At 72.6% G+C, this 25,321-nt stretch carries 23 protein-coding genes; 15 read left to right on the top strand and 8 right to left on the bottom strand.

Annotated features, from left to right (window positions below; translation table 11 throughout):
* The 11 genes from ACSDG8_RS18310 to ACSDG8_RS18360 are packed head-to-tail and all read left to right on the top strand — an operon-like array spanning position 1 to position 10,880.
* Positions 1-1,722, top strand: coding sequence for an acyl-CoA dehydrogenase family protein (locus ACSDG8_RS18310; protein WP_210943054.1), 1,722 nt, complete (start codon positions 1-3; stop codon positions 1,720-1,722).
* Complete coding sequence (locus ACSDG8_RS18315; protein WP_210895453.1) at positions 1,722-3,428, top strand: acyl-CoA dehydrogenase family protein; 1,707 nt, start codon at positions 1,722-1,724, stop codon at positions 3,426-3,428. Before ACSDG8_RS18310 ends, ACSDG8_RS18315 begins: the two co-directional genes overlap by 1 nt.
* Positions 3,425-3,697 carry an acyl carrier protein gene (locus ACSDG8_RS18320; RefSeq protein WP_210895454.1) on the top strand — a complete coding sequence of 91 codons (273 nt, stop codon included), beginning with the start codon at positions 3,425-3,427 and terminating at the stop codon, positions 3,695-3,697. Before ACSDG8_RS18315 ends, ACSDG8_RS18320 begins: the two co-directional genes overlap by 4 nt.
* The gene (locus ACSDG8_RS18325; protein WP_210895455.1) at positions 3,694-4,623 is read left to right on the top strand and encodes a 3-oxoacyl-[acyl-carrier-protein] synthase III C-terminal domain-containing protein; all 930 of its coding nucleotides are present in this window, start codon (positions 3,694-3,696) and stop codon (positions 4,621-4,623) included. Before ACSDG8_RS18320 ends, ACSDG8_RS18325 begins: the two co-directional genes overlap by 4 nt.
* Positions 4,624-4,632: 9 nt before the next feature.
* Entirely contained in the window at positions 4,633-6,012 is a 1,380-nt protein-coding gene (locus tag ACSDG8_RS18330) for an ATP-binding protein (RefSeq protein WP_210895456.1), read from the top strand.
* Positions 6,009-7,265: a diaminopimelate decarboxylase gene (gene lysA / locus ACSDG8_RS18335; protein ID WP_307856245.1), complete on the top strand. Its 1,257-nt coding sequence runs from the start codon at positions 6,009-6,011 to the stop codon at positions 7,263-7,265. Before ACSDG8_RS18330 ends, lysA begins: the two co-directional genes overlap by 4 nt.
* Positions 7,266-7,300: 35 nt before the next feature.
* On the top strand, positions 7,301-7,576 hold the full coding sequence (locus ACSDG8_RS18340) for an acyl carrier protein (protein ID WP_198937718.1): 276 nt from the start codon (positions 7,301-7,303) through the stop codon (positions 7,574-7,576).
* A gap of 5 nt (positions 7,577-7,581) precedes the next feature.
* The gene (locus ACSDG8_RS18345; protein ID WP_210943055.1) at positions 7,582-8,415 is read left to right on the top strand and encodes a hypothetical protein; all 834 of its coding nucleotides are present in this window, start codon (positions 7,582-7,584) and stop codon (positions 8,413-8,415) included.
* Positions 8,412-9,065 carry a hypothetical protein gene (locus ACSDG8_RS18350; protein ID WP_210895458.1) on the top strand — a complete coding sequence of 218 codons (654 nt, stop codon included), beginning with the start codon at positions 8,412-8,414 and terminating at the stop codon, positions 9,063-9,065. The genes ACSDG8_RS18345 and ACSDG8_RS18350 overlap by 4 nt, the downstream gene beginning before the upstream one ends.
* Positions 9,062-10,219, top strand: coding sequence for an acyl-CoA dehydrogenase family protein (locus ACSDG8_RS18355; protein WP_210895459.1), 1,158 nt, complete (start codon positions 9,062-9,064; stop codon positions 10,217-10,219). The genes ACSDG8_RS18350 and ACSDG8_RS18355 overlap by 4 nt, the downstream gene beginning before the upstream one ends.
* The gene (locus ACSDG8_RS18360; RefSeq protein ID WP_210895460.1) at positions 10,212-10,880 is read left to right on the top strand and encodes a 4'-phosphopantetheinyl transferase family protein; all 669 of its coding nucleotides are present in this window, start codon (positions 10,212-10,214) and stop codon (positions 10,878-10,880) included. Before ACSDG8_RS18355 ends, ACSDG8_RS18360 begins: the two co-directional genes overlap by 8 nt.
* A 62-nt stretch (positions 10,881-10,942) precedes the next feature.
* On the opposite strand, the gene ACSDG8_RS18365 is transcribed toward ACSDG8_RS18360, so the two are convergent.
* Entirely contained in the window at positions 10,943-12,022 is a 1,080-nt protein-coding gene (locus ACSDG8_RS18365) for an inositol-3-phosphate synthase (protein ID WP_210895461.1), read from the bottom strand.
* Between the two features lie 170 nt (positions 12,023-12,192).
* On the opposite strand from ACSDG8_RS18365, the gene ACSDG8_RS18370 reads away from it, so the two are divergent.
* The 3 genes from ACSDG8_RS18370 to ACSDG8_RS18380 all read left to right on the top strand — a co-directional run bounded on the left by ACSDG8_RS18370 (position 12,193) and on the right by ACSDG8_RS18380 (position 16,257).
* Positions 12,193-13,344: a sensor histidine kinase gene (locus tag ACSDG8_RS18370; protein WP_210895462.1), complete on the top strand. Its 1,152-nt coding sequence runs from the start codon at positions 12,193-12,195 to the stop codon at positions 13,342-13,344.
* A 28-nt stretch (positions 13,345-13,372) separates the two neighbouring features.
* On the top strand, positions 13,373-14,038 hold the full coding sequence (locus tag ACSDG8_RS18375; RefSeq protein WP_210895463.1) for a response regulator: 666 nt from the start codon (positions 13,373-13,375) through the stop codon (positions 14,036-14,038).
* Between the two features lie 113 nt (positions 14,039-14,151).
* Positions 14,152-16,257, top strand: coding sequence for an MMPL family transporter (locus ACSDG8_RS18380; protein WP_210895464.1), 2,106 nt, complete (start codon positions 14,152-14,154; stop codon positions 16,255-16,257).
* A gap of 50 nt (positions 16,258-16,307) precedes the next feature.
* On the opposite strand, the gene ACSDG8_RS18385 is transcribed toward ACSDG8_RS18380, so the two are convergent.
* The 7 genes from ACSDG8_RS18385 to ACSDG8_RS18415 form a co-directional block, all read right to left on the bottom strand.
* Complete coding sequence (locus ACSDG8_RS18385; protein WP_210895465.1) at positions 16,308-17,741, bottom strand: condensation domain-containing protein; 1,434 nt, start codon at positions 17,739-17,741, stop codon at positions 16,308-16,310.
* Positions 17,729-18,418 (bottom strand): hypothetical protein, encoded by a 690-nt coding sequence (locus ACSDG8_RS18390; RefSeq protein ID WP_210895466.1) that lies wholly within the window; start codon positions 18,416-18,418, stop codon positions 17,729-17,731. Before ACSDG8_RS18390 ends, ACSDG8_RS18385 begins: the two co-directional genes overlap by 13 nt.
* A complete protein-coding gene (locus ACSDG8_RS18395) occupies positions 18,393-19,619 on the bottom strand; it encodes a hypothetical protein (RefSeq protein ID WP_210895467.1) in 1,227 nt (408 codons plus the stop codon). The genes ACSDG8_RS18390 and ACSDG8_RS18395 overlap by 26 nt, the downstream gene beginning before the upstream one ends.
* Positions 19,616-20,956, bottom strand: coding sequence for an MATE family efflux transporter (locus ACSDG8_RS18400; RefSeq protein ID WP_210895468.1), 1,341 nt, complete (start codon positions 20,954-20,956; stop codon positions 19,616-19,618). The genes ACSDG8_RS18395 and ACSDG8_RS18400 overlap by 4 nt, the downstream gene beginning before the upstream one ends.
* A gap of 156 nt (positions 20,957-21,112) precedes the next feature.
* A complete protein-coding gene (gene argS / locus ACSDG8_RS18405) occupies positions 21,113-22,831 on the bottom strand; it encodes an arginine--tRNA ligase (protein ID WP_439427097.1) in 1,719 nt (572 codons plus the stop codon).
* 271 nt (positions 22,832-23,102) lie between these two features.
* Positions 23,103-24,161, bottom strand: coding sequence for a tryptophan--tRNA ligase (trpS, locus tag ACSDG8_RS18410; RefSeq protein WP_210895470.1), 1,059 nt, complete (start codon positions 24,159-24,161; stop codon positions 23,103-23,105).
* 270 nt (positions 24,162-24,431) lie between these two features.
* Positions 24,432-24,875, bottom strand: a complete 444-nt coding sequence (locus ACSDG8_RS18415; protein WP_210895471.1) for a PRC-barrel domain-containing protein — start codon at positions 24,873-24,875, stop codon at positions 24,432-24,434.
* A 125-nt stretch (positions 24,876-25,000) separates the two neighbouring features.
* Between ACSDG8_RS18415 and ACSDG8_RS18420 the strand changes: the two genes are divergently transcribed.
* The gene (locus ACSDG8_RS18420; protein WP_374223556.1) at positions 25,001-25,276 is read left to right on the top strand and encodes an SCO4848 family membrane protein; all 276 of its coding nucleotides are present in this window, start codon (positions 25,001-25,003) and stop codon (positions 25,274-25,276) included.
* The last annotated feature ends 45 nt before the right edge of the window (positions 25,277-25,321 follow it).

A 25,321-nucleotide genomic window follows, 5' to 3' on the forward strand; every position in this document is an offset into this window, starting at 1 on the left:
ATGGCCGCGCCCACCCTGCCCTTGGCCGCTGCAGTGGCCCGCCACCTCGACGAGTGGCTGGGCGATCCTGACGACGCCGACGTCGTCTTCAACCACGCCCGGGTCGCTGCCGCGGACGAGAGCGAGGCGTTCCCGGCGGAGATCTGCGCGCACCTGGACCGGCTCGGCCTGCCGGCGCACTACGTCCCGGCCGCGTACGGCGGTGAACTGCGCGGCTTCGACACCCTGGTCCAGGTCCTGCGGGTGATCGCGCGCCGGGACCTGACGACGGCCATCGGACACGGCAAGACGTTCCTCGGCGCGGCCTCGGTCTGGGCCCGGTCGCCGCGGGACGAGTCGGACCGGGCGCAGGCCCGGTCGCTCGCCGGCACGATCCTGGCCGGGGTGCCCGTCTGCTGGGCGCTCACCGAACCGGGCCACGGCAGCGACCTGCTCGGCGGTGAGGTGTCGGCGGTCCCGCACGACGACGGGTACCGGGTGACCGGGACGAAATGGCTGATCAACAACGCCACCCGGGCCGGTGTGGTGTGCCTGCTGGCGCGGACCGATCCGGACGGCGGGCCACGTGGCTTCACGGTGCTGCTCGCCGACAAGCGGGAACTCCCCGCGCACTCGTACCGGTGCCTGCCCAGGGAGCCGACCCACGGCATCCGGGGCGCCGACATCAGCGGAATCGTCTTCGACGACGCCTGGGTGCCGGAGACGGCCCTGGTCGGTGCGCGCGGCACCGGCCTGGAGACGGTGCTGCGCGCCCTGCAGTTGACGCGTACCACCTGCGCCGCGTTGTCGCTCGGTGCGGCCGACCACGCGCTGGCGCTGGTCCGGCGGTACCTGACCGACCGTCGGCTGTACGGCCGGCGGCTGGCCGACGTGCCGTACCTGCGGCGCGGGGTGGGCCGGCTGCACGCCATGCTGTTCCTGGCCGAAGCGGTGACCGCCCTGGTCACCCGGGCGGCGACGGCGGAGACCGAGGAACTGGGCGTGCTCGCCCCGGTGCTCAAGGCCTTCGTGCCGGCACTCACCGACGAACTGATCGGAGGGTGCGGCGAGCAGCTCGGCGCCCGTGCCTTCCTGACCGGCATCCCGGACTACGGACGCTTCCAGAAGGTGGAGCGGGACCACCGGATCGTCGGAATCTTCGACGGCAGCACCCCGGTCAACCGCAACGCGCTGATCAACCAGTTCCCGCAACTGGCGCGGGGCTGGCCCGGCGACCCGGTGGACACGGCCCGGCTACGGTCGCTGGCCGACCTGCGGGTGCCGGTGCCCGAGCTGGACCCGGACCGGATCTCGCTGGCCGCCGGACGCGGGTGCCTGCCGCTGCGCGGGCTGGCCGCGGCGGTGCCGGCCGTCCACGCGGCGGGCGGCCCGTCGGCCCGGGCCGAGGCGCTCCTGGCCGCGACCGAGCTGCTGCACACCGAGCTCGCCGGGTACCGCCCACGGCCGCACGACGTGGAACCCGCCGCCTACGACCTGGCCCACCGGTACGAGCTGTGTGTGGCCGGCGCGAGCGCGGTGCACCTGTGGCTGCACAACCACGAGCACGCCGGCGCCGACCCGCTGTGGGCGGACGGGCTGTGGCTCGACGCGGCGCTGACCTGGGTGCTGCACCGCCTCGGCGTCGCGCCGGACCATCCCGGGAGCTACGACCGGGTGTACGCGTCCCTCGTCCCGGGTCGCCGCCCTTCGGTGCTCGACGTCGACGGCGCCGAGGAGGCGTGATGAGCACCGTGCGGGATCTGGAGAGCCGCTTCGGTGATCCGTGGGACCCGGCGAACCCTCTCGGGAACCGGGCCGTGCTGGCGGCCGACGAGCGGCAGGAGATGTTCGCCGACGGTGAGCGGATGCTCGACGACTTCGGACTCAACGCCGAGTTCGTACCGGTCGCCCGGGGCGGCCGGATGGCCGGCCTGGACCGGCTGATCCGGACGATGCGTTCGGTGTTCCGGCGGGACCCCTGCCTGGGCCTCGGTTACGGCGCCAGCTCGTTCATCGCCTCGGTCAACGTGTGGGCCGGCGGCGACGATGCCCAGCAGCGACGGCTGGCGGAGCTGCTGCTCTCCGGCCGGCGGGTGGCGTCCGTCTACCACGAGCTGGCACACGGCAACGACTTCGCGCGGGTGGACTTCCGGGCCGACCCGGGGCGGCCGGGCGAGCTGCTGCTCAGCGGCCGCAAGGAGGTCGTCACCAACGCGCAGCGGTGCAGCGCGATGGTGATCTTCAGTCGTACCTCGGACGCGGCCGGTGGCCGCAGCCACACCCAGCTGTTCGTGGAGAAGGACACGCTGCCGCCGTGCGCGCTGCGGTACCTGCCGCGGTTCCCCAGCAGCGGAATGCGCGGGGTGCAGCTCGGCGGGATCGAGCTGGACCGGTGCCCGGTCGACGCGGGCGTGGCACTCGGACCGCTCGGCTCGGCCATGGAGGTCGCGCTGCGCTCGTTCCAGCTCACCCGGACCGGGCTGCCGGCGATGACGCTGGGCGTGCTGGACACCGGCCTGCGCGCGGTGCTGCGGTTCGGCGAGGACCGGCGGCTGCGCGGACGCCCGGTGGGCGCCATGCCGGTGGTCCGTAGCGCGCTGGCCGAGGCGTTCACGGACCTGCTGATCGCCGACTGCCTGTCCACCACCGTCGCCCGCGCCGTGCACCTGCTGCCCGAGGACACCAACGCGTACGCCTCGGCCGTCAAGTACGTCGTGTCCGGCCGGTCCATCCGCGCCATGGCCCGGCTCGGTGAGCTGCTCGGCGCGCAGAGCTACCTGCGGACCGGCGAGTACGGCATCTTCCAGAAGTTGCAGCGCGACCTGGCGCCGGCGGGATTCGGGCACGCCGCCCGGGTCGCCTGCCTGGCCACCGTCCTCCCTCAGCTCCCCCGGCTGGCCCGGCGCTCCTGGGCGACCGGCCAGGAGCCACCGCCCGGCCTGTACGACCTGGACGCCGATCTTCCGGCCCTGCCGTTCGACCGGCTCCGGATCGCCTCGACGGCCGACCCCCTCGCGGCGCAGCTGCTCGCCGCCGCCGAGGCGATGCCGGCCGGCGACGACCGGCTGCGCGGGCTGGTCCGGCGCTTCACCGGCGAGCTGGCCCGGCTGCGTTCGGCGGCGCTCGGCCTCCGTCCGGCGGACCTGGCGATCGGCGGTGACCCGGCGGCGCTCGACCTGACCGCCCGCTACACCACGGTGCTGACCGCCGCCACCTGCCTGAACCTCTGGCTGGCCGAGCAGCGCCGCCCCGGAACCTTCCTGGCCGACCCGGCCTGGGTGACGGCGGCCCTGCTGCGGCTGGCCGACGAGCTGGACGGCACGTCCCGGTCGCTGCCGGCCGCGCTGGCCGGCCCGATCCACGCGGAGCTCGCCCGCCGGTACGCCGCCGGCCGGGCCTTCGACCTGTCCGACAGCGTGCTGCCCGACCTTCCTAGGAGCCGGAATTGACCATCTTGCCGAACCACCGGGCCGCCGGACAGCTCCGTCCGTGGCTGCGGGACCGCGTCGCCGACTTCACCAACCGGGACCCGGCCACCATCGACACCGCCACGCCCCTGGCCGACCTGGGCCTCGACTCGGTGTACGCGCTCGCGCTGTGCGGTGACATCGAGGACCACCTCGGGGTGCCACTGGAACCGACGATCGTGTGGGACCACCCGAGCATCGACGCGCTCACCGAGTACCTGTCCGGCCTGCCGCTGGACGCCGGCACGTGACCGCCCTCGAAGCGGTCTCCGCCTACCTGCCGCCGGAACGGGTGCCGATCGGCTCGCTGGCCGGGGAGCTGGGACTGACCGACACGCAGGTCCGGATGTTCCGCCGGTACTACGGACTGGCCGAGGTGCTGCGGGAACCGACCGGCACGATCACCGACCTGATGCTCAACGCCGCGGCGAAACTGTCCGAGCTGCGCGGCCGCGAATCCCAGGTCCGGTACGTGGTGCAGGCCCGGACCCTGCAGGCGATCGCGCCGTACCCCGAGGATCCGCTGCACGACGTGGTGCGGGCCCTCGGCCTACGGCACGCGCGAGCGTTCGCGGTCACCCAGCACGCCTGCGCCTCCGGGCTGCTGGCCGTCGAGATGGCCGGCCGGCTGCTCGCCGAGGACGGCGAGCCCGGCGCGCTGGCCCTGGTCTTCGTCGGTGAGAAGGCGTTCACCCCGTCGGCCCGGATGATCCCGGGCACCGCGCTGATGGGGGAGGGCTGCGCGGCCGTCCTGGTCGGCACGGGCCGGCGCGACCGGCTGCTGTCGTACGCCTCGGCCACGCACGGCGAGTTCAACGCCGGGCTGTCCCTGACCGCGCAGATGTCCCTGGAGTTCCAGCAGCGCTATCCGGACGCGCTCGCCGAGGTGATCCTCGCGGCGGTGGCGCGTGCCGGGATCACCGTCGCCGACCTGGACCTGGTGTTGCCGCACAACGTGAACCGGGTGTCCTGGGTGCGGGTGGCGCGCAAGGTCGGGATCCCGGTGGAGCGCCTGTTCCTGGACAACATGCCGGTCACCGGCCACTGCTTCTGCGCCGATTCCTTCCTCAACTACGTCGCGGCCCGCGAACTGGGCCGGTTACGGCCCGGCGACCGCTACCTGATGGCCGCGGTCGGGCTGGGTTCGACCTTCGCCGCTGCGGTCTTCGAGCACTGACAGGACGCTATGACGACGACACAGGAACCTTTCGTCAGACGGCTGCGGACGGCGTTGCTGGGCACCGACCGGACCCCGCTGGTGTTCCTCGGCAACTTCGAGGTCGAGCAGCGGTGGGGCGGTGACGAGCCGGGCCTGCCCCGCGTCGCGCTCACCGCGGGCGACGCGATGGTCAACCGGATGGACGAGTTCGCCCTGCTGCTGGCCGGCCCGGACGACTACGTGGTGCTCAAGGACCGGCCGGACCCGGAGCACCTGGCCCATCTGGAGGCGCTCGGGACGGCCCTGCCGCATCTGCTGATCACCGACCGCCAGGACCCGCACCGCACGGTGACGCAGGACGCGCTGGACAGCCCGGCCCTGCTGGCCCGGTTGTCCGCCCTGGCCGGGGCGGCCGCGATCGTTCCGCACGGGGTCTCCGGGGACGAGGAGGCGCTCGCCACGCTGACCGGGGTCGCGCTGGCCGGGTCGCCGGCGGCCGTCTGCAAGGCCGTCAACGGCAAGATCTACAGCCGGCGGATCGCCTCCGAGCTGGGGCTGCGCCAGTCCGCGGGCTGGATCTGCGAGACCGTCGAGGACCTGGACGAGGCGGTGGAACACGCCCGGGGCCTGCTCGCGGCCGGGCGGCCGGTGGTGCTCAAGGACTCGTACGGGGTGTCCGGCAAGGGCCTGCTGCTGATCAGGGACGCGGCGCGCCTGGACCAGATCCACCGGACGCTGCGTCGCCGGGCCGACCGCTCCGGCGATCAGCGGCTGGCGCTGCTGGTCGAGGAGTGGGTCGCCAAGACCGTCGACCTCAACTACCAGTTCATTGTGTTCCGCGACGGCGGGGTGCACTTCGACTTCGTCAAGGAGGCGGTCACCGCCAACGGCGTACACAAGGGGCACCGGATGCCGGCCGGGCTGACCGAGGGCCAGCTCGCGATCGTGACGCACAGCGCCGCGGTGCTCGGCGCCCGCCTCGCCCGGGACGGCTACCACGGCGTGGTCGGGGTGGACGCGATGCTCGATCCCGAGGGCGGCGTCTATCCGGTCGTGGAGATCAACGCGCGGCACAACATGTCGACGTACCAGGTCGGTCTCCAGGAACACCTGGTGCCGGCGGGCTGGTACGCGCTGGCCCGGCAGTATCCGCTGCGCCTGGCGCGGCCGCTGCGCTTCGGTGAGGTTCGGGACGGGCTCGGGCGGTGGCTGCTGAGCGCCGCCGGTGAGGCCGGGATGGTGGTGCAGAACTTCTCGACGGTGAACGCCCTGGTGCGAGAAGGCGCGGGAGCTGCGGACGGCCGGCTGTACGGCCTGCTGACCGCGCCGACGGCCGACGAGCTGGCGGCGATGGACGGCGAGATCGCGGGCCGCCTGGCGGCCGTGGCGGAAGGAACACGACAGTGACCGGAGAAATGACGATCCAGGGCGTGGCGATGTCCGAACTGGCCGAGCGGTTCGGCACGCCCCTCTACGTGTACGACGGGGACAGCCTGCGCGGGCAGTACCTGGGGCTGCGCGAGCGGCTGCATCCGGCGATGGAGATCTTCTACTCGCTGAAGGCCAACCCGAACGTGGCCGTCTGCGCCCTGCTCGGTTCGCAGGGCGCCAGGGCGGAGGTGTCGTCGATGGTGGAGCTGCGTACCGCGCTCGCCGCCGGGGCGGCCACGCGCGACATCATCTTCCTCGGCCCCGGCAAGAGCCGCGCCGAACTCGAGGCGTGCCTGTCCGAGGGCGTCTTCGCGCTGGTCTGCGAGTCGTTCGGGGAACTGGCGGTGATCGACGAGCTGGCCCGGGAGCGGGGCGTCATCGCCCCGGTGATGCTGCGGGTCAACCCGAGCTTCGCGGTCAAGGGCTCCGGCCTCACCATGGGCGGCAAACCGCGCCAGTTCGGGATCGACGAGCAGCAGCTCTTCGACGAGGCCGACCTGGTCAAGAACCATCCCGGGGTACGCGTCCTGGGCGTACACGCCTACCTGGGCACCCGCATCCTCGATCCCGAGGTGATCGCCGAGAACGCCCGCCGGATCATCGACCTGGCCGAGCGGCTCGCCGAGCGGCTGGACTTCGTCCTGGAAGCGGTCGACGTGGGCGGCGGCCTCGGGGTGGCCTACTTCCCCGGCGAACCGGACCTCGACCCGGCCGTGGTCGCCGACCTGCTCAACCCGGTGGTCGAGGCGTTCCACGCCGCGCACCCCGGGGCCCGGCTGCTGTTGGAGCTCGGCCGGTACCTGACCGCGCCGTGCGGCACCTACGTCACCCGCGTGCGGTACGTGAAGAGTTCGATGGGGGAGCGTTTCGCGGTCACCGACGGCGGCACGAACCACCACATGGCGGCCGTCGGCATCGGCTCCTACGTCAAACGCAACTTCCCAATGCGGCTGCTCAACCGGGCCGGCACGGACGCCGGCCCGTGGAACGTCACCGGCCCGCTGTGCACGCCGAACGACACCGTCGGCCGCAACGTGGATCTGCCCGAGCTGCGGCCGGGCGACCTGGTCGGCGTGCTGCGCTCCGGCGCGTACGGCCCGAGCGCCTCGCCGGTGCTCTTCCTCAGCCACGGCCACCCGGCCGAGGTGCTGGTGGACGGCGGACGGGCCCGCCTGGTCCGTCGCCGCGACACCGTCGAGGACCTGCTCGGCCCGCAGATCCTCGACTGACAACCCAACCCCGACCGGCACACAGGAGGCCCGCCATGACCATGGCTTCGGAAGCCACCGTCGACCGCGCCGCGGTCGTCGACCACATGATCGACGCCGTCGTCGCGGTGCTGAACCGCGACTCCGTCCAGGTGACCGAGCAGACCCGGCTGATGGACGAGCTCGGGCTGGACTCCACGAACGTCCTCGAACTGCTCATGCACATCGAGGACCGGCTGAACGTGGTGATCGACTCGGACACGCTGGAGCAGCACCACTTCGAGTCGGTCGGCACCCTCGCCGACTACGTCATCGGCCAGGGCCTGGCCTGACGCCGATGTTCCTGTCCATCGCCCCGGCTTCATCGGTCCGTACGGGCCGGCTCAGGCCGACTCAGGTGATCGCCCGCCGGTTCGACCCCGATCCGGAGCCGTACCAGGGCGATCCGCTGCTCGAGGAATACCTCTCGGACATGACCGAGCTGTACGGTCGTCGCTTCGACCGGGATCGGCACGCGGCGGCCGCCCGTAACTCGTTCACCGGGATGGCGGACCGCCTGGTGCGCGATCTCGACCTCGCGGCGCCGGTGGACCTGATCGCCATCGCGCACTCCACTCCGGACGGCGACCCGCGCCGGGTCACCGCCTGCTACCTCAACGAGCTGGTGCAGGGCGATCCCCTCGCCTTCGCGGTTTCCGACCAGGGACCGGCGGCGGCGTTCACCGCCCTGCGGCTGCTCGGCACCTACTCCGGCGACTTCCCGGGCTGCCGGGCGTTGCTGCTGATCCTGGAACAGACGACGATGTCGTACGAGCTGGTCGGGCCCCGCTATCCGGTACCCGGCCACGACGTCGGGGTGGCTGTGCTGCTCGAGCCGGCCGACTCGGACGGGACCACAGTGCACCAGCGCCCGGACGTCTCGCCGGCGGCGGGCGGGACGTTGCTCGACGAGCTGGTGCCGGCGGATGCCGTCCTGATCGCCGGGCCCGGCCTGACCGCCGGCCGCCCGGCGGTTCCGGCGCCGGGGCTGGGTGCGGCCGGTGTCTGGGCCGAGTTCGCCCGGCATCGGGCGGGCACCGCCGGGCCGATCGCGGTGGCGGACCACGATCCGGTCTCGGGCACCCTCTGTGTGGCTGTCTTCGCCGGCTCCGACCCGGAGACGCGGTCGTGATCGCCGACGAGGCCCGCCGCAGCGCCCGGGCCGGCGGGCTCACCGCCACGCTCACCGCGATGCACGCCACGCTGGCGGACCGTGCCCTGCCGTGCGGCCCGACCGGGTGCTGCGTGCTGCCCGAGCCGGCGCTGCACGACGCCGGCCGGGTCTGGACCGGGGACACGATCACCGCACTGGACCCGCTCGCCGTGGAGCGGATCGGCACGGTCGAGACACCGGACGGCCCGCTGGCGGCCGTCCGCTATCGGGGCGTCCCCGGTCCGGCCGGTGCGCCGGCGCCCTGGCCGGACTGGCTGGCCGCGCTGGCCGGGCTCCGGCTCGGGCTCTCCGAGGCCCTGCTCGATGTCACTGTCGCTCACCTCGGTGACCGCCGCGTCGGCGACACCCCGCTGGTGCTGCAACAGATGATCAAGGGCGCTCTGGCGGACGCCGTCACCGAGCAGATCGAGATCAAGGTCCGGCTGACCGGTACGCCGCCGCCAGCCGGATCCCTGGCCTGGCTGCACCGGCAGATCACCACTGCTGACCGGATGCTGCTGCGCCTGCTCGGGGCCAGCGGGTTCACCGCGGACGGACCGGGCGCGGTGGTCAACGCGTCGGAGTTGCTGGCCGACGCCTGGATCGGTGGAGAGGAGTGGGCGCCGTGATCGAACTGGACGATCGGCTCGGCGCCGCCCGGGCGCACGCCCGGGACTGGGCGCGCGACCTGCGCTCGACGGCGCTGGAGCTGGACCGTGACCCGGACACCGTGTACCGGTGCCTGGACAATCCCGCCGTACGGCACCTGTCCACAATGCTCGTCCCGGCGCCCTGGTTGCCCGACCGGACGCTCATCGGCAGGTACCGGTTCGACGGCATGACAGCAATGGAACGGGTGGTGTTCGCCGAGGAGATCGCCGCCGGGGACGCCGGCATGATGCTCGCGTCCCCCGGCGCCTCGCTGTCCGGGGTGCTCGTCGACCTGCTCGCCGACAGGGAGCAGAAGGAGTGGTTCTACGGTCGGCTACTGGCCGCGCCGACGTGGACCTTCTTCGCGCTGACCGAGCCCGACCACGGCTCGGACGCGGCCGCGATGGGTACGAGGTTGGACCCCGACGGCGAGGGAGGTCTGCTTCTGCGCGGCGCCAAGCGCTACATCGGCAACGGTGCCCGGGCCCAGGTCGGCGTCGTCTTCGCCCGGGACCGGCCCGGTCCGCTCGGCGCCACCGCGGTGCTGGTCGAGACCGGCGCGCCCGGTTTCAAGGCCGAGCCGATCCCGACGATCGGCCTGCGCGGCGCCCAGCTCAGCGCGATCACCCTGGACGGCGTGCCGGTTCCGGAGGGCCGGGTGCTCGGCCGCCACCTCAGTCCCACCCGGCGCGGGGTGTGGAGCGGCGTGCAGATGTTCAACCGCCTCCGGCCCGGTGTGGCGGCGATCGCACTGGGCATTGCCCGGTCCGCGCACGACTACGTCACCGAGCAACGCGGCTCGCTGTCCAAGGCCGACCGGCTGCGCTGGGAACGGACCGGCCGACGGATCGACGGCGTACGGCAGCTCATCTGGCAGGCCGCCGCGATCGTGGACGCCCAGCCCGCCAACGGCCACCTGGCCTCGGCGGCGAAGGCCCGGGCGGCCCGGCTGGCCGAGGAGGTGACGCTGGAGGCGCTGGAGTACTTCGGCCCCGGCGCACGGCTGACGCAGCCGATGCTGGACAAGCTGATCCGCGACGCCCGGGGCGTCGAATTCATGGAAGGCACCGGCAACATCCAGCGACTCAACACCTTCCAGGGCCTCGTCCAGGGCAAACTCGACCGTGACTGAGCCGGACGGCGTCGACGTCTGGACCGTCCACCTGGACCGCGACGTCGACGCCGCGCGCTGGCTCGGCGAGGCCGAACTGCGGCGCGCTGCCGCCATCGGCGACCCGGACGGGCGCCGGCGCTTCGTCGTGGCGCACGCCGCCCTGAACGGGATCCTCGCCGCGCGGCTGGACCTGCGGCCCACCGCGCTGCCGCTGCGCCGCGAGCCGTGCGGGCGGCCGTACGTGCCGGGCAGTTCACTGCACTTCAGCCTGGCGCACGCCGGGGAGCGGGCGGTGATCGCGGTCGCCGGCCGGGAGGTCGGCGTGGACCTGGACCATCCCCGGTCCGGGCTGGATCCGCGGCGGATGGCCGCGCGCTTCTTCACCCCCGCGGAGGCCGCCCGGGTGGCGGCCGCGGGCACCGGGGCCTACGCCGTTTACCTGCGGCTGTGGACCCGCAAGGAGGCGTGTGTCAAGGCCGCCGGCGCGCGCCTGGCGCTCGGGCTGCGGCTGCCGGTCCCCGGCGTGGCGAGCGGGGCTGTGGTCCGTGATCCGTCCGGCCGGCTGCCCGGCGCCTACTTCCTGCGGGACCTGCCCGACCACGACGCCTTCCGTGGTGCCGTGGCGCTGGCCGGAGCGGATCCCGCCGTCTGTCACCATCACGAGTTCCTCGCGATCTGAGGCGGAAACCGTGACGGACGACAACGGGGGAGCCGGACTCCGGCTCCCCCGTCACCTGCCGGTCAGCGTTCGACCTCGCCGCGGATGAAGCGCTCGACGGCGTCCCGGGCGGCGGCGTCGTCGTACTGCTCGGGCGGCGACTTCATGAAGTACGAGGAGGCGGAGAGGATGGGCCCGCCGATCCCCCGATCCATGGCGATCCGGGTCGCCCGGACCGCGTCGATGATCACGCCGGCCGAGTTGGGGGAGTCCCAGAGTTCGAGCTTGTACTCCAGTTGCAGAGGCACGTCGCCGAACGCCCGCCCCTCCAGGCGCACCAGCGCGTACTTGCGGTCCTCCAGGAACGGCACGTAGTCGCTGGGACCGATGTGCACGTCGCCGGACGCCATCTCGTGGGGCACCTGCGAGGTGACGGCCCGGGTCTTGGACAGCTTCTTCGACGCCAGCCGGCGACGCTCCAGCATGTTCATGAAGTCCATGTTGCCGCCGAAGTTGAGCTGGTAGGTGCGCTCCAGCCGGACCCCGCGGTCCTCGAAGAGCTTCGCCAGCACCCGGTGGGTGATGGTGGCGCCCACCTGCGACTTGATGTCGTCGCCGATGATCGGCACGCCGGCCTCGGTGAACCGGGCCGCCCACACCGGGTCCGAGGCGATGAACACCGGCAGCGCGTTGACGAACCCCACGCCCGCCTCCAGCGCGCACCGGGCGTAGAACCGGTCGGCCTCCTCCGAGCCCACCGGCAGGTACGACACGAGGACGTCGGTCCCGGAGTCGCGCAGTGCGCGAACCACGTCGACGGCCTGCTCGTCGGACTCCTCGATCATCTCCCGGTAGTACTCGCCGAGACCGTCGAGCGTCGGGCCACGCCGCACGACGACCCCGGACGGGGGCACATCGCAGATCTTGATGGTGTTGTTGCCACTCGCGACGATGGCCTCGGACAGGTCCCGGCCCACCTTCTTCGCGTCCACGTCGAAAGCGGCGACGAACTCGATGTCGCCGACGTGGTAGTCGCCGAAGGCGACGTGCATGAGGCCGGGAACGGTGTCGGTCGTCCTCGCGTCCCGGTAGTACTCGACGCCTTGCACCAGCGACGCGGCACAGTTGCCGACCCCGGCTATGGCGACGCGGACTGCGCCCACGTGGTGCCTCCTTCTCTCTGCGACAGAACTCGATTCAACCGATCCGCTCGTCCCGGTCTCCACCTCGATGTCCTGAACAGGACATCGACGGCGGTCCGGGCGCGTGCGTACCGGCCGGACGGCCCTCCGGAGCCGCATACTGGGGACCGCCGCGCGTTGAGGAGCCGATCGTGCCGTTGTCCATGCCTCTTCCGGCCACCGTCCGGGCGCAGGCGCGACCCGCGCGGCTGCCCCGCAACGCCACGCTCTGGCTGGACGGGCTGATCGCGGTGGCCGTGTTCGTCGGCACCGCCCTGCCGGTGGCGTTCTCCGAGGACGGAAAGGTCTGGCACATCCTGGTGGCCGCCGGCGCGTCGCTACCGCTGATCTGGCGCCGACGTGCTCCGCTGCTCACCACGGTGACCGTGGGCCTGGCGATCAGCGTCCTCGGGCTCTCGCACCAGATGCCGCCGCTGCCCTTCGGGCCGCTCGTGGCGACGTACACGTTCGCGTCGCTGAGCCCGTCCCCGTGGCGGCAGGTCGCGATCGGGGTGCAGGCGGTGGGGGTGGTCGTCTCACTCGTGGTCCCGGGCGAGAGTGCCGCCACCTTCGGGTACGTCGGGATGGCGTACGTGGCGGCGTACAGCATGGGGATCGCCTCCCGAGGACGCGGCGACCGGATCGCGGTGCTCGAGGAACGGGCTGCCCGCCAGGAGGAGGAGCGAGCCGCCGCAGCCGCACGCGACCGCAACCGGATCGCCCGCGAGGTGCACGACATCGTGGCGCACACGGTCGCGATCATGGTGGTCCAGGCGGAGGCCGGGCCGGTGGTGGCCCGCACCGACCCGGCTCGGGTCGAGAAGACCTTCGAGGTGATAGCCGAGAGCGGCCGGTCCGCCATCGCCCAGCTCCGGCGGTCGTTGGCCGCGCTGCGCTCGGCGGAGGGTGAGGAGCGGCCGGCCCCGGCGCCCGGGGTGGGTGACGTACCGCAACTGCTCGGCGAGGCGCGTCGGGGCGGCCTGGAGGCGGCGTTGCGTTGGCGCGGGCAGCAGCGACCACTGCCCGCCGACGTGGACGCCACGGTCTTCCGCGTGGTGCAGGAGGCGCTGACCAACACCATCCGGCACGCGCGGGCGTCGATGGTGGACGTGCTGATCGAGTTCGGCCCGCGCGAAATCCGGGTCACGGTGACCGACGACGGCATCGGTGCGGTGGATGTCGGCGGCGGATACGGGATGATGGGCATGCGGGAGCGGGTCACCGCCTGTGGTGGTGAGCTGTGCGTCGGAGCGGGTCCCGATGGCGGCGGCTTCACTGTGAGCGCCGTCCTGCCTACCGAGTGAGCTGCTACGAATCGAGGGGTGGCGCCCCATGGTGCGCATCGTGGTCGTCGACGACCAGGATCTGGTTCGGGGCGGCTTCGCCATGATCCTCGACGCGGAGCCGGACCTGACCGTGGTGGGCGAGGCGGCGGACGGCCTGGAGGCCCTGCGGGTGGTGGCCGAGAAGAAGCCGGACGTGGTGGTCATGGACATCCGGATGGAGGGCCCGATCGACGGCATCGAGGCCACCCGCCGGATCTGCGCCACCACGGACGCGCAGGTGCTCATCCTCACCACGTTCGACGTCGACGAGCACGTGCACGACGCGTTGCGCGCCGGCGCGAACGGTTTCCTGCTCAAGACCATGCGCCGGGCCGAGTTGGTCGAGGCGGTACGGGTGATCGCCAAGGGTGAGGCGCTGCTCGCGCCGACGGTGACCCGGCGGGTGATCGCCGACCTGCTGCGGCGGCCCCAGGGCGCGATCCGCCCGCCGGCTCTGCTGGACGATCTGACCGGCCGGGAGCGGGAGATCCTCTGCCTGGTCGCCCGCGGGCTCTCCAACGCCGAGATCGCCGCCCGGCTGACGGTGAGCGATCACACCGTCAAGACCCATGTCAGCAACGTGCTGGCCAAGCTGGGCCTGCGGGACCGGGTGCAGGCGGTGGTCTTCTCCTACGAGGCCGGGCTGATCAGTCCCGGTGAGGATCTCGACTGAGCGCTCTCCCTCGCTCGGGTGAGAACGGATTTCGCTCTCGTCGGCGATCCGCAGGGAGGCCCGCTTCACCAGGATGAGATCACATCGATCTTTCCGTCCTGAGGAGCTGTGTGATGATCCGTGCCGTTACGCGTTTCGCTCGCCGGCGTCCTGCCGTCGTGCTCGTCATCTGGCTGGTGATCGCAGCGGCCGGCTTCACTGTCGGAAACGGCGTCTTCGCCCGGATGACGACCAGCGTCGGCGCCATCGCCGGCAGCGAGTCGCAGCAGGGCGCCCAGGCGCTCGGTGACGCCAAGCTGGCGCCACCTGTGATCAACGCGGTCATCTCCGGCGGCCCGGCCACCGACCCCGCCTTTCGTACAAAGGTCTCCGCCGCGCTCACCGAGCTGCGCGCCATCGACGGCGTGCTGGCGGTGACCGACCCGTTCGGTCCCCAGGCCCCGGTCGCCACCGACGGCGCGGCGGTCCTGGTGAACGTGGAACTGGCGCACCAGGGCGACGTGCTGGCCGACAAGGTACGGACGCAGTTGACCGGGATCGACGGCGCGACAGCGGTGGTCTCCGGCGGCCCGCTCACCGACCGCGAGTTCAACGACCAGGCCACCTCGGACACCCGGCGGGCCGAGATCGTGTCCGCGCCGTTGCTGTTGCTCCTGTTGCTGCTGGTCTTCATGTCGCTGATCGCCGCCGGGCTACCGCTGCTGATCGCGCTGGTCGGTGTCGGCGGAACCTTCTCCACGCTGCTGGTGATGAGCTTCTTCACCGATGTGTCGATCTATTCGATTCAGGTCACCACGATGCTCGCCATCGGCCTCGGCGTCGACTACGCGCTGCTCATGGTCAGCCGGTTCCGGGAGGAACGGGCGCTGACCGAGGACGCGGAGGAGGCGCTCGTGCGGGCCTCCGAACGCGCCGGCCGGACCATCGTCTTCTCCGGCCTGACCATCGCGGTCAGCCTGGCCAGCCTGGTGGTCTTCGCCGATCCGTTCCTGCGGTCGATCGGCGTGGCCGGCGCCGCCGTGGTGCTGATCGACATGCTTGCCGCGATCACACTGCTTCCCGCGCTGCTCCAGCTGCTGCGTAACAGGATCAAGCCGGGCCGGGCGCGGAAGGAACGTGGCCGGTCGTTCGCCGCGGTCGCCCGTGGGGTGCAGAAGATGCCGGTCCTCACCCTGCTGGTGGTGCTCGTCGGCCTGATCGTGGCCGGGTTGTGGGCGACCGACCTGCGGCTGGACACCAGCAACCCCAGGTCGCTGCCGGCCGACAGTGCCACCCGCCAGCTCACCGAGGAGCTGCGCGAGCACTTCCCGGCACTTGCCGGCCCGAGCGCGATCACGATCGTCGCCCGGACCTCGGCCGACGACCCCGACCTGGCCGAGTTCCGGCAGCGGGTCGCGGCGGTGCCCGGCGTCTCCGTGGTGAACCCGGGGCGCAGCGGTGGCGAGCTGGCCGTTCTTCAGGCCACCCCGAAGAACCCGACGAGCGATCCGGACACGGCCCAGGCGGTACGCGACATCCGCGACCTGGACGCCCCCTTCACGGTGCAGGTCACCGGGGACGCGGCCCGTCTGGTCGACTACCAGCAGGAGTTGCGTGACCGCCTCCCGATCGCCGGCGGCATCGTGCTGCTGGCCACCTTCGTCCTGCTGCTGGCATTCACCCGGTCGGTGCTGATCCCGCTGAAGGCCGTGCTCACCAACCTGCTGAGCCTGTTCGCCGCACTCGGTGTGGTGGTCTGGGTGTTCCAGGAGGGGCACCTGGTCGGCCTGCTCGGCGGTGAGCGGCTCGACGGCATCGACCTGACCGTGCCGGTGGTCGTCGCGGCGATCGCGTTCGGTCTCTCCACCGACTACGAGGTCTTCGTCCTCTCCCGGATCCGTGAGCGCCGCTTCGCCGGCGCGACCCCGGACCAGGCGGTACGGGAGGGCCTGCAGCGAAGCGGTGGCATCGTCACCGCGGCCGCCCTGCTGCTCGCGGTCACCTTCGCCGGCTTCATGACCGGGGGCTTCGCACCGATCAAGGAGGTCGGCCTGGGTCTGGTGCTGGCCGTCCTGATCGACGCGGTGATCGTCCGGATGCTGCTGGTGCCGGCGACGATGGCGATTCTCGGGCGCGCCGCGTGGTGGGCGCCTCGCTTCCTGGGTGGCCGTCCGCAGGTCCCCTCCGCTCCGGAGACCGGTGACGCGCGGCCGGAGCTGACGGCCACCGTCCAGGGCTGAAAGACCGGGGCGGGGCGCCCACGCCGCCCCGCCCCGGTCGATCGGATCGTTCAGTGCTGGGCCACCACGCCGCGCAGACCGGCGGCCTCGCCCACCTCGGAGAGGAGCAGATCCGTGTCGAGCAGTCGCACCAGCAGGCGGTCCACTCCGGTCAGGACCGCGCGGATGAGCTCAGGGGGCAGCAGGGTGGTGTCCCCGAGCAGCGTCCAGCGCAGCTGCCCGGGGGTGTCGAGCACGTCGCCGACCTCCATGAAGAACGAGGGGCCGGCCGCCCGGCGCTCGGTCCACCGGAAGCTCGGCTCGGTCAGGACCCGCTGCACCGCGTCACGGTCGAGCGGCGCGGTGACGGGCGGCGTCTCCGGCGCGCCGCGCATGTCGTTGAAGAAGCAGCGGATCTCCGGCTCGGCGCCGCGTTCCCGGCTCACCTCGGCCAGCGCCGCCCACCCGTCCACCGGATCGAAGCGGCCGTGCCGGAAGGCCCGCACGGCCGTGCCCCAACAGTGCCGGACCAGGTCGGAGAAGGCCGGCCCGGTCAGGTCGACGACGGCCGGCATGTGCTGGGTCAGCGTGCCGATCGAGGCCCGCTGTGGTGCCGTGGTGCGGTTGCCGGCGACCAGGAGCAACCCGCACCGGTCGGTCTCGGCGACCACGCCCAGCAGGGCCGCGGTCACCGCGAGCGCGACCGTGGCGGTGCTGGTGCGGTACCGGTCGGCGAGTAACCCCAGCACCGGCGCCGAGATCGGCGAGTCCAGGACAGCGCGCCAGAACCGGGGTTCGGCCGGCGCCACCGGCCGGACCGCGGCGAAGTTGTCGAGCGGGACCGCGTTCAGTTGCCGGCGCAGGTGGGCGACGGCGGCGGCGCTGACCGTACGACCCCGGGGGGAACGCTCGAAGGCGGCGAGGTCGGCGGGATGAACCAGTTCCGGAGTCGCCGGGTCCGGGTGCCCTGCCGCCCGGCAGGCCAGCATCTCGGCCAGCACCCGTGCCGCCAGACGGCTGCTCTGCAGGTCGGCCGCCAGGTGAGCGATGCAGAGCACCAGAGCGCGGGGCACACGCCGGTGCACGTAGACCAGGACGCGCATCGGCAGGTCCCGATCGTGGTCGAACGGTGCCGCCTGGAACTGCTCGTCCAGTTCCCGGGCGGCCGCTGCGAACTGCTCGGCCGGACCGGCGCCGGAGAAGACCCCGACCGGGATGCTGCCGCTGTCGAGTACCTCCTGGACCAGCCGGCCGTCCCGTCGCGGGAATCGCGTGCGCAGTGCCTCGAAACGACTGGCCAGCGTGCCCACCGCGGCGCACACCATGGCCAGGTCCACTCCCTCGGGGATCAGTACGGGCACCGTGACGTTGTAGGCGGTGCCCGACGGCATGCGCCGGATGTCGCGTTCCACAAGCACCTGCCCCCACGTCAGCTGTTCGACGATCGCCCGGGAGCCGGTGAAGTAGGCCGGCTGCCAGCGCACGTCCGCGGTCAGGCCGGGCACGATGCGTAGCCGTCCAGCGTGCGGACCGCCGCGTCCCGGCGGTTCTCCAGGTAGAGCTCGTTCCACCGGCCCAGCCCGGCGTCGGACGCGTGCGGGCCGAGGAATCGGGCGGCGACCGAGGCGCGGTAGGCGGCCCAGGTGGCCGCCGGGCTGACCAGCCGGCTGGCGGCCGGTACGGTCCGCGCCGGCCGCGTCGGCAGGCCGCTGCCGGCGCATACGGCGTCGGCCCAGCTCTCCTGCTCGTCGAGGGTGGCCAGTACGGCGTCGAACGGCAGACCACGCAACTCGGTGACCGCGACCGCGCGGCTGCGGAAGCCGGTCGCCGACACCGGGCCGAACCGTTCGATCGCGATCGCCACCGGCAGCATCGCGCGTGGCGCGAACCACTCGCAGCCGAGCACGGTCAGCGTGGGCAGCCCGCCGGTGTCGACGTCGTCCGCGGCGACGATCCGCCACTCCGCGAAGGGCAACGCGACGCCCGCGGCCCGGAAGGTGACCGCGTCGGCGCCGCAGTCCGGGCAGGACATGATCCGGACCGCCATCGGGGGTGCGGGCGGACGGATCACCCCCGGCGGTTGATCGGCCGGTATGAGGAAGTGGGCCGCCGCCTCGCGGCGCGCCATCCGTTCGACCACGGTGCCCAGGGCCGGGTCAGGAGTCGTGGCAAGCGTGGTCATGTCGGATGTCCTCTCCACGGGCGTCGGCCGGAACGCCGGCCGTGACGAAGGTGCCAGGGCTCCGGCGGTGCAGGCCGAGGGCGACCGCGGCCACGCCGAGGTCGATGAGCGCGGCCCGGCCGGCGTTGCCGAGGGCCGTACCGTCCGGGGCGGTCAGGCCGGAGTCCACCCAGGTCGACACGGCCGCACGGATCCGGGCGGGGTGGGCGGGGACGAGTGGGACGGGCAGGTCACGGCGGACCGCCGCGGCCTCCCGCCCGAGCAGGTATCCGGCGGCCCAGATCTCCAGGGCGGCCCGTGCCGGCGGCCGCGGCCCCGGACGGTTGTCCAGGTACGCGGCCAGCGCGGTCGTCACCTCCTCCGCGTCGACCCCGATCAGGTCGCACCAGTCCGCCCAGTACCAGCAGAACTCGTTGCCTCCGGGCTCACCGGTGTGCGGCCGGAGCAGCCGGATCAGGCAGCGCGAGTCCTTGACCCGCACGACGTACTCGTCGTGGGACTGGTAGCGGGACCGCGACGCCAGGGTCACGTCGACCCGGGGGTCGAGTTCCCAGTGCGTGTCGGACGGCACCGGCGGCGCCCACACGGTGGCATGGTGCCGTCCGCCGTGCCCGGCGATCAGGGTCGGCAGCCCGCGGTTGTCGACCAGGTGCGGCACCGTGGCCAGCAGCGGCACCCCACGTTCCCGGCAGTACCGGGCGATCATCTGGTCGTCGTCGGTGACCTCGTCCGGGATCGGCGCCAGATAGGCGGCCAGGTCCGCGGCCACGCCGGCCGGCAGCAGGAACGCCAGCGCCGGGATCCACTCCATCGGGGACAGCGCCGCCCACGGTGATCCGGCGACCGCGGCCAGCCGGCACAGGAAGCTGTTCTGCGGGCTGCTCCAGTCGGTGTACAGGGCGATGCCGTGTGCCGGGCGGCGCGCGATCGCGGCGACCACGTGTGTGGCGAAGTCGTCGCAGACCCGGGCGTCGTCCTGGAGCACCAGGTGATGCGTGGCGCCCTCGGCGATCGAGGCCCAGGCGACCTTGGCGGTTCGCAACGGGCTGCGCGCGGCGTCGGGGGCCGGGTCGTGCACGATGCGCGCGGTCAGCGGGCGGCATGCCTCGACGAGCGTGTCCAGGGCGACGTCGCGAGCCGGATGGTGCATGATCGTGACGCTGAGCCGGACGTCCCGCGCCCGCCACTCGGGGCGGCTCACCGGGCCTCCGCCCGGCTGGTCCGGCGGACGTGCCGCCACGTCAGCAGCGGGACGAGCAGCATGCCGCCGACGTTGAGCGCCGCGATCGTCCAGTACAGGGCCGACGGATCCTGCTGGGTCCGGGCCAGCGCGCTGCCGACAACCACCATGCCCCCGAAGTAGGGCACGTTCAGCAACAGCGCGACCAGGCCCCCGCCGACCTGTTCGAGAAGGAGCAGCGTCATCACGTTCAAGCCCAGACCGATGTAGGTCAGGCCGACGATCGCCAGGAAGCGTCCGGTCTCCGACGCGACGGTCGGGTCACCGGCCAGCAGCGCGGCCAGGGGTTCCCGGCACAACCAGATCGCGGCGGCCAGCACCGCGTACACCGCGGCGGTCAGGCGCAGTCCGGAACCGAATGCCGTCAGCCATTCCCCGGGCCGCCCCGCGCCCCGCAGCTGGTTCAGCACGATCGCGGTCGCCGAACCGAGCGCCGAGGCGGGCACGATGAGCAGATTCTGCAGCGCGCCGGCCGCCGAGTACCCGGACACCACGTCCGGCCCGAACGGGCTGAGCGCCCACAGCAGGCCCGCGTTCGCCACCGCCATCACCACGAACGACGCGGTGACCGGCAGCCCGGTGCCGGTCAGCCGCCCGATCGCCTCCGGCCGCCAGGTCAGCGGCCCACTCGCCGTCCAGAGTCCGCAGCGGTACACCTGCACCATGCCGACGGTCAGTGCGGCGACGCCGCCGACCGCGATCGCGACCGGAAGCGCGTACACCCCGAGGTCGGTGCCGAAGCCCAGGACCGCGACGCCGCCGACCTCCAGGGTCGCGCCGGTCAGCACCACGGCCGCCGCGGAGCCCGGCCGGCCGTAGCCGCGCAGGCTCGACGAGAGCAGCACGGTCGGGAAGAAGATCAGGTTGGCCAGGCAGGCCCAGCGGGTGAAGGCGACGAATTCCCCCACTGATGCGTCCGGGACGTTCAGCAGCGTGGCCAGCCAGGGCGCCGCCAGGATCAGTACGAGGCTGACGGTGCCCCAGACGGCCGTGCCGACGCGGGCCATGCTGGCGGCGACCGGGAGGACGTCCCGTGCCCGGCCGGCGCCGCGGCTCACCGACGCGGCGACCTGGTTGCTCACGTCGAAACCCACCTGGAGCGCGGCGAAGAGCAGCGCCAACGGTACGTAGAGGGAGCGTACGTACATCGCCTCGACGCTGATCCGGGCCATCAGCGCGATCACCACCACCGGCACCAGGACGCCGGCAGTCTCACCGAGCGCGATCGTGGCGGCGAGGCGGCGGATCCGGGCCGTGCCGTCCCAGGCGACAGTGGTCGGTGCTTCGGTGGTGCTCACGACGGCTCCACCGTCGCCGCGCCGGTAGTCGGACGTTCGGGCATGACCCACCCCCATGTCGGGCTCGCGGAGACGCACCGACCATAGATACGCGCGAATCAGGCCCACAAGCTGCCCAAAGGGCTATGCCCAGGGGGGTGCGCTGGCCCCTCGGCCTCACAACCGTTCCGGGGTACGGATGCCGAGCAGGTCCAGGCCCTGCCGCAGCACCCGGCCGGTCAGGTCGCACAACACCAGCCGGCTCTCCCGTACCGACCCGTCGGCCCGCAGCACCGGGCAGCGCTCGTAGAACGCGCTGAACGCGACCGCCAGCCGGTGCAGGTACGCGGTCATGCGGTGGAACTCCAGACCGTCCGCCACGTCCTCGACCACCGCGGCGAAGCCGACCAGCTCCATCGCGAGCGCCCGCTCGGCCGGCTCCGCGAGCGAGACCACCGCGTCCGGCCGCGCCGCCGCGCCGGCCCGCCGGAAGATCGACCGGACCCGGGAGTACGCGTACTGGAGGTAGGGCGCGGTGTTGCCGTCCAGCGACAGCATCCGCTCCCAGTCCAGCACGTAGTCCTTGTGCCGGTCCCCGGACAGGTCGGCGTACTTGATCGCGCCGATGCCCACCGCGTGCCCCGCCTCGGCCGCCTCCGCCTCGCTCAGCTCGGGGTTGCGTTCCCGAGCCAGCGCGGTGGCCCGCTGGACCGCCTCGGTGAGCAGCCCGACCAGCTTCACCGACCCGCCGGCCCGGCTGCGCAGCATCCGACCGTCCGGGCCGAGGATCGAGCCGAACCCGACGTGCTCGGCCCGTACCGGCGCGGCCAGCCAGCCGGCCTGCGCGCCGACCGCGAACACCATCTCGAAGTGCCGCCGCTGCGGCAGCCCGACCACGTAGAGCAGCCGGGTCGCGCCGAGCGTGCCGGTCCGGTGCCGCAGCGCGGCCAGGTCGGTGGCCGGGTAGCCGTACCCGCCGTCGGACTTGCGCACGATCAGCGGCAACGGCTCGCCGTCACGCCCCACCGAACCGGGCGGGAACACGCAGTCCGCGCCGTCGCTGCGCCGCAGCAGCCCGAGCCGGTCCAGTTCCTCGACCGTCGGCGCGAGCTGGTCGTGGTAGCTGCTCTCGCCCCGGAAGTCGTCGCCGGTCAGTGTCACGTCGAGCAGGTCGTACACGGCCAGGAAGGAACTCTCCGACTGAGTCACCAGCAGCCGCCACAGCCGCAGCGTCGCCGGGTCGCCGCCCTGCAACGCCACCACCCGCAGCCGCGACCGCTCCCGGAACGTCGCGTCGTCGTCGAACTTCGCCCGCGCCGCCTTGTAGAACCCGTCCAGGTCACCCATCGACAGCTCCTGCGCCGCCCCGGCCTCGCCCAGGTCCAGCAGGTGCTCGATCAGCATGCCGAACGGCGTGCCCCAGTCGCCGAGGTGGTTGGCGCGCAGCACCCGATGCCCCAGCCACTCCAGCGTCCGCGCCGCCGCGTCCCCGATCACCGTCGAGCGCAGGTGCCCGACGTGCATCTCCTTCGCCACGTTCGGCCCCGAGTAGTCGACCACCACCGTCTCCGGCTCGGCCACGACGGGCACGCCGAGCCGCGGGTCGGCGGCCATCGCGGAGACCAGCCCGCCCAGCGCGTGCCCGGCCACGGTGAGGTTCAGGAAGCCCGGACCGGACACCTCGACCGCCGCGCAGAGGTCGGCGAGCGCCGCGCGCTCCCGTACCTCCGCGGCGATCTCCCGCGGTGGGCGGCCGAGCCGCCGGGCCAGCGCCAACGCCGCGTCGGACTGGAAGTCCGCGTGCTGCGAGCGCCGCACGGCCGGGTCCACCGGTACGCCGGCCACCGTCGCGAACGCGGGCGCCAGCCGGTCGGCAAGCAGCTTTTCAAGATCCATGAGTACGCCGATCTCGCTGTGGATCCGCCGCGCGGATCACCTGACGGGAACGCGACGACGGAGCGAGGACGATCGATGACGACCGGCGGCTCGATCCGCCGGTCGCGAGAGGGGAAAGCTCAGCGCAGGCGGTCGCGGGACCGCCGGCGTCGCAGCGCGCCGAGCCGGACGTCGGAGGACGTCATCGGGTACGCGTGCGAACTGGCCATGTCGGCAGCGTAACCGGCCGGCCCGGGGTCGGCGCAAGCGCGTACCCCGGGCCGGTCCGTTGTCAGGCCGAGGCGGCGACGGCCTTGCGGTAGCGCTCGGCCCGACGCCGCACCTGGGTGTATGCGCTGCTCAGGCCCATCGCCCGGCGGACCTCGACGAGCGTGCGGCGCACCTCGACGCGGGTCCGCTCGGTGCCGGTGACGATCAGCTCGTCGACCAGGCCGGGCTGCGCCTCGAAGCGGGCCCGGCGCTCCCGGATCGGATCGAGGAACCGGTTGAGCGCCGTCACCAGCGCCTCCTTGACCTCGACGTCACCGACCCGCCCGGCCCGGTAGCGGTCCTTGAACTCCGCCACCTGCGCCCGGTCCGGGTTGAAGACGTCGTGGAACTCGAAGACCGGGTTCCCCTCGACAGTGCCCGGCACGTCGGCGCGGACCCGGTTCGGGTCGGTGTACATCCCCATCACCTTGCGGCGCACCGTCGTCGCGTCGTCGGAGAGCGCGATGGCGTTCCCCTTGCTCTTGCTCATCTTCCCGGCGCCGTCGGTGCCGACCAGCGTGGGCGTGGCCGACATGAGCATGTCGGGCACCGGGAAGACGTCGCCGTAGAGGTGGTTGAACCGCCGGGCGATCTCCCGGGTCACCTCGACGTGCGCGGCGTTGTCCTTCCCGACCGGCACGACCTGTCCCTTGACGCAGAGGATGTCGGCGGCCTGGAGGACGGGGTAGCCGAGCAGGCCGTACGGCATCTCGTCCTTGCCGGCGTCCCGGGTCATCTCCTTGAGTGACGGCACCCGTTCCAGCCGGGGCACCGTGATGAGGTTCTGGAACAGCGTGTTCAGGTCGCCGACCTCGGGAATCGCCGACTGGAGGTAGAACGTCGCCCGCTCGGGCTCCACCCCGGCGGCCAGGATGTCGGTGACCATCTCACGGGCGTTGTGGGCCACCTGCTCGATGTCCGCGCGGGTGTTGCGCGTGGTGAGCATGTGCAGGTCGGCGATGATGAAGAAGCTCTCGTACCGCTGGTGCAGCCGCACCCGGTTGGCGATGCTGCCCACGTAGTGGCCGAGGTGCAGCCGCCCGGTCGGACGGTCGCCGGTGAGCATGCGTGCAGAAGACATGGTCGTACGCCTTTCGTGCCGTTCGCTGGCGGGGAGACGCGACCCGGGTGTCACCCGGGTCGGTGGAGCGGGCTCGTCAGAACGAGCGCCGCCATCGCCCGCCGGCGCGGAACCGAAGTCCGCCGGCACGGAGTACGTCGAGAATCTGCTCCCGGCCGTCGGCAGCGTGGCGCGGGAGACCGGCACGGGTCTCCGGGAGGTAGCTGCGCGGCCGGACCATGCCTGACACCGTAGCCGCTCACCGGCCTGCGCCGCTGCCTCCTGCCGCGCTCACTGCTGTCGATAGCTCTCGGAGTAGTAGCTGCCGACCTGCTCCCGGTACTCGGGGTGCGCGAAGTGGTCCGCGTCGAAGGCCGGCGACTCCTTCACCTGGTCCCGCGTGCGGTCCACGTGCACCACGCGGTCCAGGTGGTCGACCCGGGCCACAGTGCCGGCCGGCAGCAGCACCTTCTTGCCGAAGATCCACGGCCCGGTGTCCACCACCAGGTAGCGCGCGTCGGCGTCCTCGTTCGCCTCGTCGATCGACCCGATCCGGCCGTCCGTCGCCTCCACCCGGTAGCCAGTGAGGTCGAGCGGCGTGCCGGGACCGGGGGCGTCCAGCTGGTCGTCGGTGTCCGCGGCGCGCTGCCGCGGTACGTCTCCAGGCCGGGTCTGGTCGTACCCACCCGCCAGGGCGGACGGGTCCCGCCAGGCCCAGGGGTTGAACGGCTGCATAGGTGGCACCTCCCGCGCATCGGCTCGATGCAGTTCACAGTGCCCCGGCGGCCACGACGGAAACACGTTCCGCCGTCCCCGGTGCCCTGACCTGCGGCGACGGCGCGCTGGCATACTGGCCGACCATGGTGTTGTCGCGTGGTTGGTCGCTGTTCCTGGTCGCCGTCGGGGTGTGGACCTGGGCGATCTGGCCGAGGTTCGCGATCGCCATCTGGAACGACGAGCGCGCCTGGTCTTCCGGTGTGGTCGCCGAGGGCAGCCCGACGGGTTTCCTCTGGGTGCACGCGCTGCTCATCGCCGCGTCCCTGGCCATCGGCACGACTGTCGGAGTCCTGGGCATCCGTGCCTGGCGCGCTTCCCGCCGACGTCTTTCCCGCCCGTCCCCAGGCTCGTCCCGCTGACGCGTCAGTGCTGCCCCGATGAGGGCCTCGGGCGGGTGTGACGCG

This window comes from Micromonospora sp. LA-10, assembly GCF_051853095.1.
Lineage (GTDB): Bacteria > Actinomycetota > Actinomycetes > Mycobacteriales > Micromonosporaceae > Micromonospora > Micromonospora echinospora_A.